At 68.9% G+C, this 18,724-nt stretch carries 17 protein-coding genes; all 17 read left to right on the forward strand.

Features of this window, described 5'->3' with window-relative positions:
- The first annotated feature begins 7 nt into the window (after positions 1-7).
- The 17 genes from thrC to atpA all read left to right on the forward strand — a co-directional run bounded on the left by thrC (position 8) and on the right by atpA (position 18,723).
- Positions 8-1,078 carry a threonine synthase gene (thrC, locus tag ACFYNU_RS05350; RefSeq protein WP_356586529.1) on the forward strand — a complete coding sequence of 357 codons (1,071 nt, stop codon included), beginning with the start codon at positions 8-10 and terminating at the stop codon, positions 1,076-1,078.
- A gap of 323 nt (positions 1,079-1,401) precedes the next feature.
- A complete protein-coding gene (thrB, locus tag ACFYNU_RS05355) occupies positions 1,402-2,322 on the forward strand; it encodes a homoserine kinase (protein WP_356586531.1) in 921 nt (306 codons plus the stop codon).
- Positions 2,323-2,714: 392 nt separating this feature from the next.
- Positions 2,715-4,787, forward strand: coding sequence for a transcription termination factor Rho (gene rho, locus ACFYNU_RS05360; RefSeq protein WP_356586533.1), 2,073 nt, complete (start codon positions 2,715-2,717; stop codon positions 4,785-4,787).
- Between the two features lie 231 nt (positions 4,788-5,018).
- Positions 5,019-6,653 (forward strand): trypsin-like serine protease, encoded by a 1,635-nt coding sequence (locus ACFYNU_RS05365; protein WP_356586535.1) that lies wholly within the window; start codon positions 5,019-5,021, stop codon positions 6,651-6,653.
- Between the two features lie 122 nt (positions 6,654-6,775).
- Positions 6,776-7,876, forward strand: a complete 1,101-nt coding sequence (locus ACFYNU_RS05370) for an LCP family protein (protein ID WP_356586537.1) — start codon at positions 6,776-6,778, stop codon at positions 7,874-7,876.
- 209 nt (positions 7,877-8,085) lie between these two features.
- Positions 8,086-8,313 (forward strand): 50S ribosomal protein L31, encoded by a 228-nt coding sequence (gene rpmE / locus ACFYNU_RS05375; protein ID WP_023538649.1) that lies wholly within the window; start codon positions 8,086-8,088, stop codon positions 8,311-8,313.
- A 113-nt stretch (positions 8,314-8,426) separates the two neighbouring features.
- Positions 8,427-9,518, forward strand: coding sequence for a peptide chain release factor 1 (gene prfA, locus ACFYNU_RS05380; protein ID WP_356586540.1), 1,092 nt, complete (start codon positions 8,427-8,429; stop codon positions 9,516-9,518).
- A 131-nt stretch (positions 9,519-9,649) separates the two neighbouring features.
- Positions 9,650-10,489: a peptide chain release factor N(5)-glutamine methyltransferase gene (gene prmC, locus ACFYNU_RS05385; protein WP_356586597.1), complete on the forward strand. Its 840-nt coding sequence runs from the start codon at positions 9,650-9,652 to the stop codon at positions 10,487-10,489.
- A gap of 89 nt (positions 10,490-10,578) precedes the next feature.
- On the forward strand, positions 10,579-11,226 hold the full coding sequence (locus ACFYNU_RS05390; protein WP_023538646.1) for an L-threonylcarbamoyladenylate synthase: 648 nt from the start codon (positions 10,579-10,581) through the stop codon (positions 11,224-11,226).
- Positions 11,223-11,864: a low molecular weight phosphatase family protein gene (locus ACFYNU_RS05395; protein WP_023538645.1), complete on the forward strand. Its 642-nt coding sequence runs from the start codon at positions 11,223-11,225 to the stop codon at positions 11,862-11,864. The genes ACFYNU_RS05390 and ACFYNU_RS05395 overlap by 4 nt, the downstream gene beginning before the upstream one ends.
- A gap of 187 nt (positions 11,865-12,051) precedes the next feature.
- Positions 12,052-13,467, forward strand: coding sequence for an MraY family glycosyltransferase (locus tag ACFYNU_RS05400; protein WP_356586543.1), 1,416 nt, complete (start codon positions 12,052-12,054; stop codon positions 13,465-13,467).
- Between the two features lie 265 nt (positions 13,468-13,732).
- Positions 13,733-14,170 (forward strand): hypothetical protein, encoded by a 438-nt coding sequence (locus ACFYNU_RS05405; RefSeq protein ID WP_356586545.1) that lies wholly within the window; start codon positions 13,733-13,735, stop codon positions 14,168-14,170.
- Between the two features lie 210 nt (positions 14,171-14,380).
- Positions 14,381-15,208, forward strand: coding sequence for a F0F1 ATP synthase subunit A (gene atpB, locus ACFYNU_RS05410; protein WP_388765341.1), 828 nt, complete (start codon positions 14,381-14,383; stop codon positions 15,206-15,208).
- 92 nt (positions 15,209-15,300) lie between these two features.
- Complete coding sequence (gene atpE / locus ACFYNU_RS05415) at positions 15,301-15,555, forward strand: ATP synthase F0 subunit C (RefSeq protein WP_078075070.1); 255 nt, start codon at positions 15,301-15,303, stop codon at positions 15,553-15,555.
- Between the two features lie 41 nt (positions 15,556-15,596).
- The gene (locus tag ACFYNU_RS05420) at positions 15,597-16,151 is read left to right on the forward strand and encodes a F0F1 ATP synthase subunit B (protein ID WP_356586549.1); all 555 of its coding nucleotides are present in this window, start codon (positions 15,597-15,599) and stop codon (positions 16,149-16,151) included.
- Positions 16,148-16,963, forward strand: a complete 816-nt coding sequence (locus ACFYNU_RS05425) for a F0F1 ATP synthase subunit delta (protein ID WP_356586551.1) — start codon at positions 16,148-16,150, stop codon at positions 16,961-16,963. Before ACFYNU_RS05420 ends, ACFYNU_RS05425 begins: the two co-directional genes overlap by 4 nt.
- A gap of 161 nt (positions 16,964-17,124) precedes the next feature.
- Complete coding sequence (gene atpA, locus ACFYNU_RS05430) at positions 17,125-18,723, forward strand: F0F1 ATP synthase subunit alpha (RefSeq protein ID WP_356586553.1); 1,599 nt, start codon at positions 17,125-17,127, stop codon at positions 18,721-18,723.
- Position 18,724: the final 1 nt, after the last annotated feature.

Genomic DNA, 18,724 nt, shown 5'->3' on the forward strand with positions numbered 1-18,724 from the left:
GGGACCCATGACGAGCATTGGCACCCACCAGTGGCGCGGCATCATCGAGGAGTACCGGGACCGGCTGCCGGTCACCGACACGACGGCGGTGGTGACGCTCCGCGAGGGCGGTACACCGCTCGTCCCCGCCCAGGTCCTCTCCGAACTCACGGGCTGCGAGGTGCACCTCAAGGTCGAGGGCGCCAACCCGACCGGGTCGTTCAAGGACCGCGGCATGACGATGGCCATCACGCACGCCAAGGAGGCGGGCGCGCAGGCCGTCATCTGCGCCTCCACCGGCAACACCTCGGCGTCGGCCGCCGCGTACGCGGTACGGGCCGGCATGGTCTGCGCCGTCCTGGTGCCGCAGGGCAAGATCGCGCTGGGCAAGATGGGCCAGGCGCTGGTGCACGGCGCGAAGATCCTCCAGGTCGACGGGAACTTCGACGACTGTCTGACGCTGGCGCGCGGACTGTCCGACAACTACCCGGTGGCGCTGGTCAATTCGGTCAATCCGTCCCGTATCGAGGGACAGAAGACCGCGGCCTTCGAGATCGTCGACGCGCTCGGCGACGCCCCCGACATCCATGTGCTGCCCGTCGGCAACGCCGGCAACATCACGGCGTACTGGAAGGGCTACACGGAGTACGAGGCCGACGGTCCGGCGGCCCGCAAGCCGCGCATGTGGGGCTTCCAGGCGTCCGGTTCGGCGCCGATCGTCCGCGGTGAGGTCGTCAAGGACCCGCACACCGTGGCCACGGCGATCCGGATCGGCAATCCGGCGTCCTGGCAGCAGGCGCTCGCCGCCCGCGACGAGTCGGGCGGCTTCATCGACGAGGTGACGGACCGACAGATCCTGCGCGCCTACCGGCTGTTGGCCGCGCAGGAGGGTGTTTTCGTCGAGCCCGCGTCGGCGGCGTCCGTCGCCGGCCTGCTCAAGGCCGCCGAGGAGGGCAAGGTCGATCCCGGGCAGCGGATCGTCTGCACCGTCACCGGGAACGGACTGAAGGACCCGGACTGGGCGGTCGCGGGAGCCCCGCAGCCGGTCACCGTGCCGGTGGACGCGGTGACGGCGGCGGAGCGGCTCGGACTCGCGTAGCGCGCGCCCCCGGGGCCACGGAGGCCGGCCCCACACCCGCACAAAGCACACCAAGACGCTTCATAGGCGCACAGGAAGCCACGCGACACGCATCGTGCGCCTCCTGTGCGCCCTATGTCGCCACAGAACCTTCCTTCGATAAGCTGTGCCCGACCCGCCCCGCCGCATATGCCGCGGTGTTGTTGCCCTCGTGGCCGTCGGGTGTCTGACGTATCTCGCCGAAACCCCGCAGTTCTCGCAGCCTCGTCTCCGTCCGTCCCGCCCTGTTCGCCTCGTCTCCGTTCAGCCTTCCTCGCAGTCACACAAGGAGAGTCGTCTAAGCGATGGCCGGTCCAGCTTTCCGCGCCGCCGCCGTACGGGTGCGCGTCCCCGCCACCAGCGCCAACCTCGGGCCGGGATTCGACGCCCTCGGCCTGTCGTTGGGGCTCTACGACGACGTCGTGGTGCGCGTCGCCGACTCCGGGCTGCACGTCGACATCGCCGGCGAGGGCGCCGGGACACTGCCCCGCGACGAGAACCACCTCCTCGTACGGTCCCTGCGCACCGCGTTCGACCTGCTCGGCGGCCAGCCGCGCGGCCTGGAGGTCGTCTGCGCCAACAGGATCCCGCACGGCCGCGGCCTGGGCTCCTCGTCCGCCGCCATCTGCGCCGGGATCGTCGCCGCGCGCGCCGTGACGATAGGCGGTGACGCCAGGCTCGACGACACGGCGCTGCTGGAGCTGGCCACCGAGATCGAGGGCCATCCCGACAATGTGGCGGCCTGTCTGCTCGGCGGATTCACCCTCGCCTGGACCGACGGGGGAGCGGCGCGCGCCATCCGTATGGAGGCCGCCGATTCCGTGGTCCCCGTGGTGTTCGTGCCCGACCGGCCCGTCCTCACCGAGACCGCGCGCGGGCTCCTGCCGCGCGCCGTCCCCCATGTGGACGCGAGCTTCAACGCGGGCCGGGCGGCGCTGCTCGTGGAGGCCCTGACCAGGCGTCCCGAGCTGCTGCTGGCCGCCACCGAGGACCGGCTGCACCAGGAGTACCGCGCCCCGGCGATGCCGCAGAGCGTGGAACTCGTCAACCGACTGCGGGCCGACGGCGTCCCGGCGGTCATCTCCGGCGCGGGCCCCACGGTCCTGGCGCTGACCGAGGACAGTGCGGCCGACAAGGTCGCACGGCTGGCCGGCGAGGGCTGGGCGGCGAACAGGCTCGGCCTCGACGGCACGGGAGCGAGCGTTCTGCCGCTGGGTTCTCAGTGACGGTGGATTGCCGGTGAGTGAGAGGGGGAATGTTTGTTGGAGCCGGTAGTGTTAACCTCAAGTCTGCACCCGACGTCTTTGTGGCTCGGTGCTTCGCGTCCCCATTCGGGACCACCATTCTTCCGGGAGCCTCCCCGACTGCCTGAGCAGCCTGCCTGAGCAGTTTTGAGCACGCCCCGGAACCGGCACGACACCCCTCGCTATGTCCAGGAGTGGGCCGAGCAGGGGGACCTCGGGCCGGACCCATTGCACGTACGCAAGTCTTCCGCCGTACCCGGCGGGACCATCGCCCCGACTTCGGCCGGTGATCGACACGATCACAACCCGCGGTCGGACAGCACAACCGGTCGCCGAGCCAGAAGGCCGACGTCCGCTCCAGGGAAGGACCCTTCGTGAGCGACACCACCGATCTGATGGGCGTGAGCGCCGACAACAGCGTCGACACCACCGCGCCCGCCGAAGGTGCTGCCACTGGCACCACCTCACGGCGCCGCCGCTCCGGCACCGGCCTCGACGGCATGGTCCTGGCCGAGCTGCAGCAGGTCGCGTCAGGCCTCGGGATCAGGGGCACCGCGCGGATGCGCAAGAGCCAGCTGATCGAGGTCATCAAGGAGGCGCAGGGCGGCGGTTCGTCCGCGCCGAAGAGCGCCGACGCCTCCGGCGGCGACGTAGAGGCGAAGCCCAAGCGGCGCGCCACCTCCAAGGCCCGTACGGGCGACGCGGCCCCGGCCGCCGACGCCCCGGCCGACCAGGCCCCGGCCAAGGCGGAGAAGACGGAGAAGGCCGACAAGGCCGACTCCTCGATCGACATCCCGGGCCAGCCGGCCAGTGACGACCAGCCCGCGGGCGAGCGTCGTCGGCGCAGGGCCACCGCGCAGGCGGGCAGCCCGGACGGCAAGACCGAGAGCCGCGAGTCGGGTACCGACACCGTCGTGGACGAGCGGCCCGACGCCAAGGCCGAGGCCGCCGTCTCCGCCTCCGACCGGGGCGACGCCGACGGACGCCGCGGCGACCGCCAGGAGCGCGGCCAGCGGGGCGAGCGCGGCGACCGCGAGCGCGGTGAGCGCGGGGACCGGCAGAGCCGCCAGCGCGACCGCCGTGGCAAGGGCGACGACCAGCAGGGCGGCGGTGGCCAGCAGGCCGGCGGCGGTCAGCGCCAGCAGCGCCAGGGCCAGAACCAGAACCAGAACAACGGCCCGCAGGACGACTTCGACGACGAGGCGGGCGGCCGGCGCGGCAGGCGCGGCCGGTACCGCGACCGCCGGGGCCGTCGTGGCCGCGAGGAGTTCGGTGGCGGCGGCGAGCCGCAGGTCGCCGACGACGACGTGCTGATCCCCGTCGCGGGCATCCTCGACATCCTCGACAACTACGCGTTCATCCGGACCTCCGGCTATCTGCCGGGCCCGAACGACGTGTACGTGTCGCTCGCCCAGGTCCGTAAGAACGGCCTGCGCAAGGGTGACCACGTCACCGGCGCGGTGCGCCAGCCCAAGGACGGCGAGCGCCGCGAGAAGTTCAACGCGCTCGTGCGCCTGGACTCGGCGAACGGCATGGCGGCCGAATCGGGCCGCGGGCGGCCGGAGTTCCAGAAGCTCACCCCGCTCTACCCGCAGGACCGGCTCCGGCTGGAGACCGACCCGGGTGTGCTGACGACCCGGATCATCGACCTCGTCGCACCGATCGGCAAGGGCCAGCGCGGTCTGATCGTGGCCCCGCCGAAGACCGGCAAGACCATGATCCTCCAGGCCATCGCCAACGCGATCACGGTCAACAGTCCCGAGTGCCACCTGATGGTCGTCCTCGTCGACGAGCGTCCGGAAGAGGTCACCGACATGCAGCGGTCGGTGAAGGGCGAGGTCATCTCCTCGACCTTCGACCGCCCCGCCGAGGACCACACCACCGTCGCCGAGCTGGCCATCGAGCGCGCCAAGCGCCTCGTGGAGCTGGGTCACGACGTGGTCGTCCTGCTGGACTCCATCACCCGCCTGGGCCGCGCGTACAACCTCGCCGCCCCGGCCTCCGGACGCATCCTGTCCGGTGGTGTCGACTCGACCGCGCTCTACCCGCCGAAGCGCTTCTTCGGCGCGGCGCGCAACATCGAGGACGGCGGTTCGCTGACCATCCTGGCCACCGCGCTCGTCGAGACCGGCTCGCGCATGGACGAGGTGATCTTCGAGGAGTTCAAGGGCACCGGCAATATGGAGCTCAAGCTCGACCGCAAGCTCTCGGACAAGCGCATCTTCCCGGCGGTCGACGTGGACGCGTCCTCCACCCGTAAGGAAGAGATCCTGCTCGGCAGTGACGAGCTGGCCGTCGTCTGGAAGCTGCGCCGGGTGCTGCACGCGCTCGACCAGCAGCAGGCCATTGAGTTGCTGCTGGACAAAATGAAGAAGACGAAGTCGAACGCGGAGTTCCTGCTTCAGATCCAGAAGACGACTCCGTCCCCCGGAAACGGCAACGACTGACGTCCGTTTGCTCAACTTCCGTATGGATCCGCCCCGTTACTCCGGTGACGGGGCGGATTTCTGCATGTAATAATCGATCAGCCGTTCCATCCCCCCACACGGCGCCAAACCAATTCCCTTGATCAGCGGGAGATTTGCGTGCGTGTGTCGCCTCATGGCAGACCTGTTTCGAAACTGCGAAGACTGATTGCCGTAGGTACGGCGGCGGTTGCCGTTCTCGCCGGCGGACTGGTGGGCACGGCCCAGGCCGACGACGACGGCGGAGCCCAGAGGTTCCTGCCGCCCAAGGACTCCAAGGTCGTCAGTTCCAAGGACGTCTCGCCGCGAATCATCGGCGGTACGAACACCTCGATCAGCAGCGCCCCCTGGATGGTGCAGCTGCTCTTCGAGTGGGACAACGACGGCTACTTCTACTTCACCTGTGGTGGCACGCTCGTCGCGCCCAACAAGGTTCTCACCGCGGCGCACTGCGTCACCGACGAGAACGGCAAGGCGCTCGACATGGCCGGCCGCGGCATGATCCTGGCCAACACGGCCAAGCTCGCCGGCGGTCCGAACGACGAGGGCACCGCGGTCTCCATCAGCCGCTCGTACTACGCCGGCTCGTACAACGCCGACACGATCGACAACGACGTCGCGCTGCTGACGCTCGCCAAGCCCCTCACGGGCACCCCGGCGCAGCCCGCGCCGTACCGCGAGACCACCCGCTACGCGCCGGGCACCACCGCCACCACCTACGGCTGGGGCATGACCGGCTCGGACCCGGACTTCGACACGCTGTCGGACACCCTTCAGCGCGTCACCCAGCCGCTGCGCTCGGACGCCGAGTGCAGCGAGAACCTCGACACCTCGCTCGGTGTCCCGGGCGCGTTCAAGGCCGGGCACATGATCTGCGCCGGCAACGGCGGCACGGGCGACAACTCCACGGGCAAGGCGACCTGCCCCGGTGACTCCGGCAGCCCGATGATGGTCAACGGCCGGATCATCGGCGTCACCTCCTGGGGTGTCGCCACCCAGTCCGAGCTGTGCAACTTCGGTGGCACGTACGACGTGTACACCAAGGTGTCGACCTACATGCCGGCCCTCCAGCCGCGCATCGAGGACACCAACTTCAGCCGTGACACCAAGGCCGACCTGTGGGCCCGTACCAGCTCGGACGGCAAGGCCTACACCTTCAACTCCACCGGCTCGACGTTCGCGTCCCGCAAGGCGTTCACCGGCACCTTCAGCGCGTACAACCTGGTCGTCCAGACCGACCTGAACAGGGACGGTTACGAGGACCTCGTCGCCCGCGGCAACTCCGGCGACGTGTACTGGCTGCACCGCTCGGCCACCAGCTCCACCTACGCGAAGACCAAGATCTTCAGCGCCTGGAGCACGTTCCGCGCCATCGTCACCCCCGGTGACGTGACCGGCGACGGCAAGCCCGACCTGCTCGCGGTCGCCTCCACCGGACAGCTGCGGCTCTACCCGGGCCAGGGCAACGGCAAGTTCGACGCCTCCACCGCGGTCGGCACCGGCTACCAGCTCCACAACCAGGTCCGCGGTCACGGTGACTTCACCAACGACGGCAAGCCCGACCTGCTGGTCCGCCGGGGCAGCACCGGTGACCTCCTGCTGGCCAAGGGCACCGGCGACGCCGCCGCCCCGTTCGAGACGCCCGTCGTGGTCCGCACCAACTGGTCCGCGTACACCACCATCGCCACCCCGGGTGATGTGACCGGCGACGCCAAGCCCGACGTCGTCGTCCGCAACGCGGCCGGCAGCCTGTACCTCCTCAAGGGCACCGGCAAGGCCACTTCCGAGATCTTCGCCACAGGCGTGAAGATCGGCTCCGGCTGGACCGGCTACCACACCATCGCGTGAAACCGCAGGTGAGGACCGGCTGACCGGTCTCCGACCGGTATGTCTCTGTGGCCCCCGCCCCCGGCGGGGGCCACAGCTCGTTGTGCGACCCTGCCAGCTTGCCGACGAGAGCTGAGGAGCACATGTCCGATCAGAGCAGGGGCGGCCGAATACGGGCGACCGGGTCACGCCGCAGGAAGCCCAGCACGCGCCGACGCGCCACGACCCTGGCGGCCTGGTCGGCCGCCGCCCTGGTCCTGGTCGGCGGATCCGGTCTCGGTTACGTGTACTTCAAGCTCAACGGCAACATCCAGGGCGTCGACATCAACGCCAGGCTCGGCACGGACCGCCCCGTGAACGTCGACAACGGCTCGATGGACATCCTCGTCCTCGGCTCCGACTCGCGCTCCGGTGCCAATTCCGAGTACGGCTCCGACCAGGGCGGAGCCCGTTCGGACACCGCGATGATCGTGCACGTCGACGAGGGGCACAGAAGCGCCAGCGTCGTCTCCGTACCGAGGGACACGCTCGTCGAGCGCCCCGACTGCGAGACCGACAAGGGCACCGCCGAGGGCGCGCGGCGGGCCATGTTCAACACGGCGTACGAGGTCGGCGGCCCGGCCTGCGCGGTGAAGACCGTCGAGAAGATGTCCGGCATCCGCATGGACCACTACATCGAGGTCGACTTCACCGGGTTCAAGCAGCTCATCGACGATCTCGGCGGGGTGGAGATCACCACCAAGGAGCCCATCGACGACCCCGAGAGCCATCTGAAACTCGAACCCGGCCCCCACACCCTCGACGGCGAGCAGGCGCTCGGCCTCGTCCGTACCCGCCACAGCGTCGGCGACGGCAGCGACCTGGGCCGGATCCAGCTCCAGCAGGCCTTCATCAAGGCGCTGATCACCCAGGTCAAGGAGATCGGCCTGCTCAGCAGCCCCAAGAAGCTGTACGAGATCGGCGACACCGCGACCCGCGCGATCACCCCCGACTCCGAGCTGGACTCGGTCAAGGAACTCGTGGGCTTCGCCGGCGGTCTCAAGAGCCTCGGGGCCTCGGACGTCAACATGATCACCCTGCCCGTCGAGTACGACCCGGCGGACCCGAACCGCGTCGTACCGCTGGAGAAGGCGTCCCGGCAGGTGTGGACCGCCCTCCGATCGGACAGGCCGATCCCCGCGTCGGCGACCGAGGACTCCGCCGGTGACAAGGGGGACGCGGCCGAGGTGGTCACGGGCGGATGACCGTGGATGAGCGCCCCGTGGCGGAGGAAACGCACCCCGTGGCGACGGGAACGCGCCCCGTGGCGGTGGAATAGATCCGCGGCCACCCCGGTTTTGGAGATACGCCCGGTCCTGGCAGACTGGTCCGTCGGCCCCGGTTCACGTACGAGCATCCGCGCGTGCGACCCGGCGCCTTCCTCGCCTGGCGAGGATGTTCCCTAGGAGACACCTTGAAGCGCGACATCCACCCCACGTACGTCGAGACCCAGGTCAGCTGTACCTGCGGTGCGTCGTTCACCACTCGCAGCACCATCGAATCGGGCTCGGTCCGTGCCGAAATCTGCTCCGAGTGCCACCCGTTCTACACGGGCAAGCAGAAGATCCTCGACACCGGTGGCCGCGTGGCCCGCTTCGAGGCCCGCTTCGGCAAGGCTGCCGCCGGCTCCGCCAACAAGTAGCGAGCCAACTGCGCCGGTCCCCGACGCCCCAGCACTGGGGCGTCGGGACCGGCGCTTTGCCGTCCCGCAGCACCTTCGCGCAGCATTTCCGTACGCAACCCAGGAGCCCCCGAATGTTCGAGGCGGTCGAGGAACTGGTCGGCGAGCACGCCGACCTGGAGAAGAAGCTCGCCGACCCGTCGGTCCACGCGGACCAGGCGCATGCCCGCAAGCTCAACAAGCGGTACGCCGAACTCACCCCGATCATCGGGACGTTCCGCGCCTGGAAGCAGACCGGCGACGACATCGAGACGGCCCGTGAGTTCGCGGCGGACCCCACCGACGCGTCGGCCGGCGAGTTCGCCGCCGAGGTCAAGGTGCTGGAGAAGCAGCGCGACGAGCTGACCGAGAAGCTTCGGCTGCTGCTCGTCCCGCGCGACCCCAGCGACGACAAGGACGTCATCCTGGAGATCAAGGCGGGCGCGGGCGGCGACGAGTCGGCGCTGTTCGCCGGCGACCTCCTGCGGATGTATCTGCGCTACGCCGAGCGCGTCGGCTGGAAGACCGAGATCATCGACGCCACCGAGTCCGAGCTGGGCGGCTACAAGGACGTCCAGGTCGCCGTGAAGACCAAGGGCGGCAACGGGGCCACCGAGCCGGGACAGGGCGTCTGGGCGCGGCTGAAGTACGAGGGCGGGGTGCACCGTGTGCAGCGGGTGCCCTCCACCGAGTCGCAGGGCCGGATCCACACCTCGGCGGCCGGTGTCCTCGTGACGCCGGAGGCCGAGGAGGTCGACGTCGAGATCCACGCCAACGACCTGCGGATCGACGTCTACCGCTCGTCGGGCCCCGGCGGCCAGTCCGTCAACACGACCGACTCCGCCGTCCGGATCACGCATCTGCCCACCGGCGTCGTCGCTTCCTGCCAGAACGAGAAGAGCCAGCTCCAGAACAAGGAGCAGGCCATGCGTATCCTGCGCTCGCGGCTGCTCGCCGCGGCACAGGAGGAGGCGGAGAAGAACGCGGCGGACGTCCGGCGCAGCCAGGTGCGTACCGTCGACCGGTCCGAGAAGATCCGTACGTACAACTTCCCGGAAAACCGGATCTCGGACCACCGCGTCGGCTTCAAGGCGTACAACTTGGACCAAGTGCTCGACGGTGAGCTGGCGGCAGTGATCCAGGCCTGCGTCGACGCCGACTCGGCGGCGAAGCTCGCGGCGGCCTGAGCGCCACCGCCCCGTCCGTACCGATCACGTCCCCCTCCCCGTCCACGTCTGAAGGAGGAACCAGCGTGCAGCCACCTTCCGGGGGGCCCAGCGACCCCCAGCGGCTCCGCCGCGGGCCCGCCCCCCGCAGTCTGCTGCTTGCCGAGGTGGCCCAGGCCACCCAGCGGCTGGCCGACGCGGGTGTGCCGTCGCCGCGGTTCGACGCGGAGGAACTCGCCGCGTTCGTGCACGGCGTCAAGCGCGGAGAGCTGCACAGCGTCGTGGACGAGGAGTTCGACGCCCGCTACTGGGAGACCGTCGCGCGCCGCGAGGCCCGCGAACCGCTCCAGCACATCACCGGGCGGGTGTTCTTCCGGTATCTGGAACTCCAGGTCGGGCCAGGGGTGTTCGTACCCCGGCCGGAGACCGAGTCCGTCGTCGGCTGGGCCATAGACGCGGTCCGCGCGATGGATGTCGTCGAGCCGCTGATCGTCGATCTCTGCTCGGGATCAGGCGCGATCGCGCTCGCCATGGCCCAGGAGGTGCCGCGCTCGCGTGTGCACGCCGTGGAGCTGTCCGAGGACGCCCTCACCTGGACGCGGAGGAACGCCGAGGGGTCCAGGGTCACCGTGCACCGCGGAGACGCTCTGACGGCCCTCCCGGACTTCGACGGCCAGGTCGACCTGGTGATCTCCAACCCGCCGTACATCCCGCTCACCGAGTGGGAGTACGTGGCGCCCGAGGCCCGTGACCACGACCCGCAGATGGCGCTCTTCTCCGGTGAGGACGGCCTCGACACGATCCGCGGCATCGAGCGCACCGCGCACCGGCTGCTGCGGCCCGGCGGTCTCGTCGTCGTGGAGCACGCGGACACCCAGGGCGGACAGGTCCCGTGGATCTTCAGCGAGGAGGCCGGCTGGGCGGACGCGGCGGACCACCCGGACCTGAACAAGCGCCCGCGCTTCGCGACGGCCCGCAAGGCCATGCCGTGACCGCCGCGACCGTCCCCGCGAGTGCGCCGGAGGGGCGCGCCCCGGAGGCGAACCGAGCACACAAAATGACACAGAAAGAGGGCAGTTAGATGGCACGGCGATACGACTGCAACGACGCGACCGACCGTACGACCGGTCTGCGTGAAGCCGCGTCCGCCGTCCGTCGCGGCGAGCTCGTCGTCCTGCCCACCGACACCGTGTACGGGCTCGGTGCCGACGCCTTCAGCTCCGAGGCCGTCGCCGACCTCCTCGACGCCAAGGGCCGGGGCCGCAACATGCCCACACCCGTGCTCATCGGCTCCCCGAACACCCTGCACGGCCTGGTCACGGACTTCTCGGAGCAGGCCTGGGAGCTCGTCGACGCCTTCTGGCCCGGTGCGCTCACCCTCGTCGCCAAGCACCAGCCCTCGCTCCAGTGGGACCTCGGTGACACCCGTGGCACCGTCGCGATCCGGATGCCGCTGCACCCCGTCGCCATCGAGCTGCTGACCGAGGTCGGCCCGATGGCCGTCTCCTCCGCCAATCTGACCGGACACCCCGCGCCGGAGGACTGCGACGCGGCGCAGGAGATGCTGGCGGACGCCGTCTCGGTCTACCTCGACGGCGGGAAGACTCCCGGCATCGTGCCGTCCTCGATCGTGGACGTGACCGGCAAGGTCCCGCTGCTGCTGCGCGCGGGCGCCGTCGACGCCGACGAGCTGCGCAAGGTCGTACCCGACCTCGAGGTGGCCAATTGACCGCCCCTGAGGGGCGTGGCATAGCGGGACTCCCCGACACCTTCCGCATCCTCCACGTCAGTACCGGCAACGTGTGCCGCTCGCCCATCACCGAGCGGCTGAACCGCCATGCCCTCAGCGACCGCCTCGGCGAGCGGCTGACGGGCGGGCTGATCGTGGAGAGCGCGGGCACCTGGGGGCACGAGGGGGCCTCGATGGAGGCCAACGCGGAGGCCGTCCTGGCGGATTTCGGCGCGGACCCGTCCGGCTTCGTCGGGCGGGAACTGCTGGACGAGCACGTCATCCGCGCCGATCTGGTCCTCACCGCGACGCGTGACCACCGGGCGCAGGTCATCTCGATGGGGCACTCGGCGGGGCTGCGGACCTTCACGCTGAAGGAGTTCACGCGTCTCGTACGGGCCATAGACCCGGCGACGCTGCCCGACCCGCTCGACGAGGGCGTGGTCGAGCGCGCCCGCGCGCTGGTGCGTGCCGCCGCCGCGCTGCGCGGCTGGCTGCTGGCCCCGAACGCGGAGGCGGACGAGGTCTACGACCCGTACGGCGCCCCGATCACGTTCTTCCGCTCCATCGGCGACGAGATCCACCAGGCGCTGGACCCGGTGGTGACGGCGCTCACGGGCGTACCGACCCGGCACTGACACCGGCCCCCTCGCACACCGTTGAACTGCGGCGACGTACGGTGAGAAACGCGGCGGGGCATAGGGTGTGACGAGTTTGTGCAACCATCGCGCCGCCGTGTATGTCCTTACCTCATGTGGCTACGCGCATTCCAACAGCCGTCCTTCTCCGAGTTAGTGTGTGTGGCTCAGATGGTCGGCGATTCCTGTGGGGCAGCCTGTGCGTGATTACCTGCTGACGCTCTGCGTGACGGCCGCGGTGACTTATTTGCTGACCGGTCCGGTGCGGAAGTTCGCCATCGCGATCGGCGCGATGCCCGCGATCCGCGCCCGCGACGTCCACCGCGAACCGACACCGCGTCTCGGCGGTATCGCCATGTTCTTCGGCCTGTGCGCCGGACTTCTGGTCGCGAGCAACCTCCAGAACCTCAGCGGGGTCTTCGAGCAGTCCAACGAGCCCCGCGCGCTGCTCTCCGGGGCCGCGCTGATCTGGCTGATCGGCGTCCTGGACGACAAGTTCGAGATCGACGCCCTGATCAAGCTCGGCGGCCAGATGATCGCCGCCGGTGTGATGGTGATGCAGGGTCTGACGATCCTGTGGATCCCGGTGCCCGGTGTCGGCACCGTCGCGCTGACCTCCTGGCAGGGCACGCTGCTGACCGTCGCCCTCGTCGTCATCACCATCAACGCGGTCAACTTCGTCGACGGGCTCGACGGGCTGGCCTCCGGCATGGTCTGCATCGCCGCCGCGGCGTTCTTCCTCTACGCGTACCGGATCTGGTACGGCTACGGCATCGAGGCCGCCGCCCCCGCCACGCTCTTCGCCGCGATCCTGATGGGCATGGGGATCGGCTTCCTGCCGCACAACATGCATCCGGCGCGGATCTTCATGGGCGACTCGGGCTCGATGCTGATCGGTCTGGTCCTCGCGACGGGTGCCATCTCCGTGACGGGGCAGGTCGATCCGGACGCCCTGAAGATCTACGCGGACGGCTCGACGCGTGAGGCGACGCACGCCGCGCTGCCGGTCTTCATCCCGCTGCTGCTGCCGCTGACGATCATCGCGATCCCGGTTGCCGACCTGGTCCTGGCGATCGTGCGCCGTACCTGGAACGGCCAGTCGCCGTTCGCCGCCGACCGGGGCCATCTCCACCACCGGCTGCTGGAGATCGGGCACTCGCACAGCAGGGCCGTACTGATCATGTACTTCTGGTCGGCGCTGATCGCCTTCGGTGTGGTGCTGTACTCGGTCCACTCCTCGTCCACCAAGTCCACGATGTGGATCGTGTTCGCTGTGGTCGTGCTGAGCGCCCTGGGTCTGCTGCTCCTGCTGCTGCCCCGCTTCACACCGCGCGCCCCGCGCTGGGCGGAGGCGGTCGTGCCGCCCCGCTACCGGCGCCGCCGGCGGCGTGGCCAGGGGGAGTTGGCGGACGGCGTCCAGGAGGCGCCCGAGCCGCGGGAGAGCGCCCGGGGCGGCGGGTCACAGGTGCCTCACGATTCACACGGGACCGACGGCGTCACGGCGGACGGGCCGGCCCCGGTCCCGGCGGGCGTCAACGGAGCGACCGCGATCGGCCCGCGATCTCACTTTCCCGACCGACGTAAAGCGGATTCGTCGCATTGAGAATTGCCTCAACGGGCCCCATTACCAGACAAGACGGAACGATGTCCGGCTCAGGCGCGCGAATTACGCCTCATGTGTGACGGTAAGCACACGTTCATGGTAAAGACCTCATCAAATAGTTTGTGATACCGTTCACGAGACCCGGCGCCAGAGCCGAAGGACCGTAGTGCGACGGTCCGTTGGCCCGAGAATCCAACTCTCGGACCGGGCCTACGCTCGTCCATGACGACACCATCTGCCCCACCCAGCAAGCGGAGCTGCCGCCATGCCGACCAACGACGTCCGGATCCTGCTCAATTCCGCCGTACCCACCGCCGCCGTCGGCGTCATCGCCGCGGTGATCAGCGGTGTGGTCAGTGGCGGCAAGGGCGCTCTGGGAGCCGCTGTCGGTGTGCTGGTCGTCATCCTCTTCATGGGTGTCGGGCTCACCGTCCTCCAGCGCACGGCGAAGTCGCTCCCGCATCTCTTCCAGGCGATGGGGCTGATGCTCTACACCGCCCAGTTGTTGCTGCTGCTGGTCTTCCTGGCGGTCTTCAAGGACACCACGCTGTTCAACCCGAAGGCTTTCGGCTTCACCCTCCTCGCGGCCACCCTCGTCTGGATCGCCGCGCAGGCCCGTGCGTACATGAAGGCCAAGATCCTCTACGTCGAACCCGAGTCCTCGACCGCCGGAAAAGCGGAGAAGACGGGGTCCTCGGCGTGAAGGGTAGGGCCGGGATAAGTGCCCGTTCGGGATCCTGCTATCGTCCGGTTCCAACTGCGGCATTGCGGGCGCGGGCATCCGAGCTGACGCCTGTTCCATCGCGAGGCTCCATGCCTGAGAGCCGCCCCCACATCTGTCACACCAGTCCAGTGCCGAACCGCGGCTTCGTGCCGCGCCGACACAACGAGGTTGCCGTACCTATGCGCCACGCTGAAGGAGCCCGCGGTGAGTGCTGAGCCCCAGACCCTCGCCTTCGATGCGAGCTGCCATATCTTTTCCGGCTGCGGGTTCCCGGCTCCGGGCCTCCATACGTTCATGTACAAGCCCATTTTCGAGGTGGGCGGGTTCGAATTCAACAAGCCGATGCTGCTCGCGCTGCTGAGCACCATCGTGGTCATTGGGTTCTTCTGGGCGGCCTTCAACAAGCCGAAGCTGGTGCCGGGCAAGGTCCAGATGATCGGCGAGGCCGGTTACGACTTCGTCCGCCGCGGCATCGTCTACGAGATCATCGGCAAGAAGGACGGTGAGAAGTACGTCCCCTTGATGGTGTCGATCTTCTTCTTCGTCTGGCTGATGAATCTCTGGTCGATCATCCCGGTCGCCCAGTTCCCGGTCACCTCACTGATCGCCTTCCCCGCCGCTCTCGCGATCATCGTGTACATCCTGTGGGTCAGCCTGACCTTCAAGACGCACGGATTCGTCGGCGGCTGGAAGAACATCACGGGCTACGACAAGTCGCTCGGCTGGGTCCTGCCGCTCGTCGTCGTGATCGAGTTCTTCTCGAACCTGCTGATCCGGCCCTTCACCCACGCGGTCCGACTGTTCGCGAACATGTTCGCCGGTCACCTGCTCATCGTCATGTTCACGCTGGCGACGTACTACCTGCTGAACGGACTGGGCTTCGTCTACGCCGGCGCCTCGTTCGCGATGGTGCTCATCATGACCGTCTTCGAACTTTTCATCCAGGCTGTCCAGGCGTACGTCTTCGTGCTCCTGGCCTGCAGCTACATCCAGGGCGCGCTCGCCAAGAGCCACTGAGTCCAGCCCCGTAATTCCAGCACGACACCAGAACCAACAGACGTCGGGTGGCCAACCCCCATCCGGTCCGTGAAAGAGAAGGAAGTAACGGCATGTCCGCTGCTCTCGAATTGGTCAACCTCGCCTCCGCCAAGACCACGGTCGTCGGCAACGTGGCCTCGATCGGCTACGGCCTGGCCGCGATCGGTCCCGGCGTCGGCGTCGGCATCATCTTCGGTAACGGCACCCAGGCCCTCGCCCGTCAGCCCGAAGCGGCCGGCCTGATCCGCACCAACCAGATCATGGGTTTCGCCTTCTGTGAGGCGCTCGCCCTCATCGGCATCGTCATGGGCTTCGTCTACCAGTAAGCCGGACCGACAGCCCTACCCCTTTCACGGAAGGCATTGATGTGAACGCTCTCTATGTTGCGGCAGCGGCGGAGCCTCAGAATCCGCTCATCCCGCACCTTGACGAGCTCGTCATCGGCCTGATCGCCTTCGTCATCGTCTTCGGCTTCCTCGCCAAGAAGCTCCTCCCGAACATCAACAAGGTTCTGGAGCAGCGCCGTGAGGCCATCGAGGGCGGCATCGAGAAGGCGGAGGAGGCCAAGACCGAGGCGCAGAGCGTCCTGGAGCAGTACAAGGCCCAGCTCGCCGAAGCACGTCACGAGGCGGCTCGTCTCCGCCAGGAGGCGACCGAGCAGGGCGCCACCATCATCCAGGAGATGAAGGCGGAAGGGCAGCGGCAGCGCGAGGAGATCGTCGCCGCCGGTCACGCCCAGATCGAGGCGGACCGCAAGGCCGCGGCCTCGGCGCTGCGCCAGGACGTGGGCAAGCTCGCCACCGACCTCGCCGGCAAGCTCGTGGGTGAGTCCCTTGAGGACAGCGCCCGGCAGAGCCGCACCATCGACCGCTTCCTCGACGAGCTGGAAGACGGCGCGTCGAAGGCCGAGGCGGCCCGATGAATGGCGCGAGCCGCGCGGCGCTGGCCGCCGCACGCGAGCGTCTCGAAGCGCTGACCGACAACACCTCGGTCGACGCTTCGAAGCTCGCCGAGGAGCTGACCGCCGTCACGGCGCTGCTTCACCGCGAGGTGTCGCTGCGCCGGGTCCTGACCGACCCGGCGCGGTCGGGCGAGTCCAAGGCCGACCTGGCCGGCGGACTGCTCCGCGGGCAGGTCGGCGGCGAGAGCTCCGACCTGATCACCGGCATGGTCCGGTCCCGCTGGTCGCAGCCGCGTGACCTGGTCGACGCGGTGGAGGAGCTGGCGGCTCTCGCCGAGCTGACCGCCGCGCAGCGGTCCGGTGGCCTCGACGACGTCGAGGACGAGCTGTTCCGGTTCGGCCGGATCGTCGAGTCGAGCACCGGTCTGCGGGCCGCGCTGACCGACCAGGCGGCGACGGTGCCCGCCAAGACGGCGCTGCTGACCAGCCTGCTGGGCGGCCGGGCCAACCCGAGCACCGAGCGACTGGTCGTCCGCCTCGTCACCCAGCCCCGTGGACGTAGCCTGGAAGCGGGTCTCCAGACCCTGTCCCGGCTCGCCGCGGCGCGCAGGGAGCGGATGGTGGCGGTCGTCACATCGGCGGTGCCTCTCACCGAGGGCCAGAAGCAGCGTCTCGGCGCGGCCCTGGCCAGGCTGTACGGCCACCCGATGCATCTGAACCTCGACGTGGACCCCGAGGTCCTCGGCGGAGTCTCGGTCCGCGTCGGTGACGAGGTGGTCGACGGCACCGTCGCCGAACGTCTCGACGAGGCGGCACGGCGGCTGGCCGGCTGACGACCGACGGTCGGTACGTCATAGCCCGATTACAGACACACATATACAGAGATCAAGAACTGCGGCCCGGTTGGGCCGTGCAGAAATTGCAGAAGATTCCTGGGGGTCGCCCCCAGACCCCCATAGAACTTCGGGCCCAACAAGGAGAGCAGGGAATCCAGATGGCGGAGCTCACGATCCGGCCGGAGGAGATCCGGGATGCGCTGGAGAACTTTGTCCAGTCGTACAAGCCGGACGCGGCCTCGCGCGAGGAGGTCGGGACGGTCAGCGTTGCCGGTGACGGCATCGCGAAGGTCGAGGGTCTGCCCTCGGCCATGGCGAACGAACTGCTGAAGTTCGAGGACGGGACCCTCGGTCTCGCCCTGAACCTGGAGGAGCGCGAGATCGGCGCGGTCGTCCTCGGTGAGTTCAGCGGTATCGAGGAGGGTCAGTCGGTCACCCGTACCGGCGAAGTGCTCTCCGTCGGCGTCGGCGAGGGTTACCTCGGCCGTGTCGTCGACCCGCTCGGCACCCCGATCGACGGTCTCGGCGAGATCGCGACCGACGGCCGCCGCGCCCTGGAGCTCCAGGCTCCGGGCGTCATGGTCCGTAAGTCGGTGCACGAGCCGATGCAGACCGGCTACAAGGCCGTCGACTCGATGGTGCCGATCGGCCGTGGCCAGCGTCAGCTGATCATCGGCGACCGCCAGACCGGCAAGACCGCCCTGGCCGTCGACACCATCATCAACCAGCGCGACAACTGGCGCTCGGGCGACGTGAACAAGCAGGTGCGCTGCATCTACGTCGCCATCGGCCAGAAGGGCTCCACCATCGCGTCCGTACGCGGTGCCCTGGAGGAGGCCGGCGCCCTTGAGTACACGACGATCGTCGCCGCCCCGGCGTCCGACCCGGCGGGCTTCAAGTACCTGGCCCCGTACACCGGTTCGGCCATCGGCCAGCACTGGATGTACCAGGGCAAGCACGTCCTGATCATCTTCGACGACCTGTCGAAGCAGGCCGACGCCTACCGCGCCGTGTCGCTGCTGCTGCGCCGTCCGCCGGGCCGCGAGGCCTACCCGGGCGACGTCTTCTACCTGCACTCGCGTCTGCTGGAGCGCTGCGCCAAGCTCTCCGACGACATGGGCGCCGGTTCGATGACGGGCCTGCCCATCGTCGAGACCAAGGCGAACGACGTGTCGGCGTTCATCCCGACCAACGTCATCTCCATCACCGACGGCCAGTGCTTCCTGGAGTCCGACCTGTTCAACGCCGGCCAGCGGCCCGCGCTGAACGTCGGTATCTCGGTCTCCCGAGTCGGCGGCTCCGCCCAGCACCGGGCCATGCGCCAGGTGTCGGGTCGTCTGCGCGTGGACCTCGCCCAGTACCGCGAGCTGGAGGCGTTCGCCGCCTTCGGTTCCGACCTGGACGCCGCGTCGAAGGCGTCGCTCCAGCGTGGTCAGCGCATGGTCGAGCTGCTGAAGCAGCCGCAGTACGCGCCGTACCCCGTCGAGGAGCAGGTCGTCTCCATCTTCGCCGGCACCACCGGCAAGATGGACGATGTCCCGGTCGAGGACATCAGCCGTTTCGAGACGGAGCTGCTGGAGCACCTGCGCCGCGAGCGCAAGGAGCTGCTGACCAGCATCGCCGAGGGCGGCAAGATGTCGGACGACACGGTCGAGTCCATCGGTGACGCCATCGCCAACTTCAAGAAGCAGTTCGAGACCTCGGACGGCAAGCTTCTGGGCGACGACGCCCCGGCCGGCGTCAACGTCTCCAAGTGAC

Source organism: Streptomyces sp. NPDC006643, assembly GCF_042870175.1.
Classification (GTDB): Bacteria; Actinomycetota; Actinomycetes; order Streptomycetales; family Streptomycetaceae; genus Streptomyces.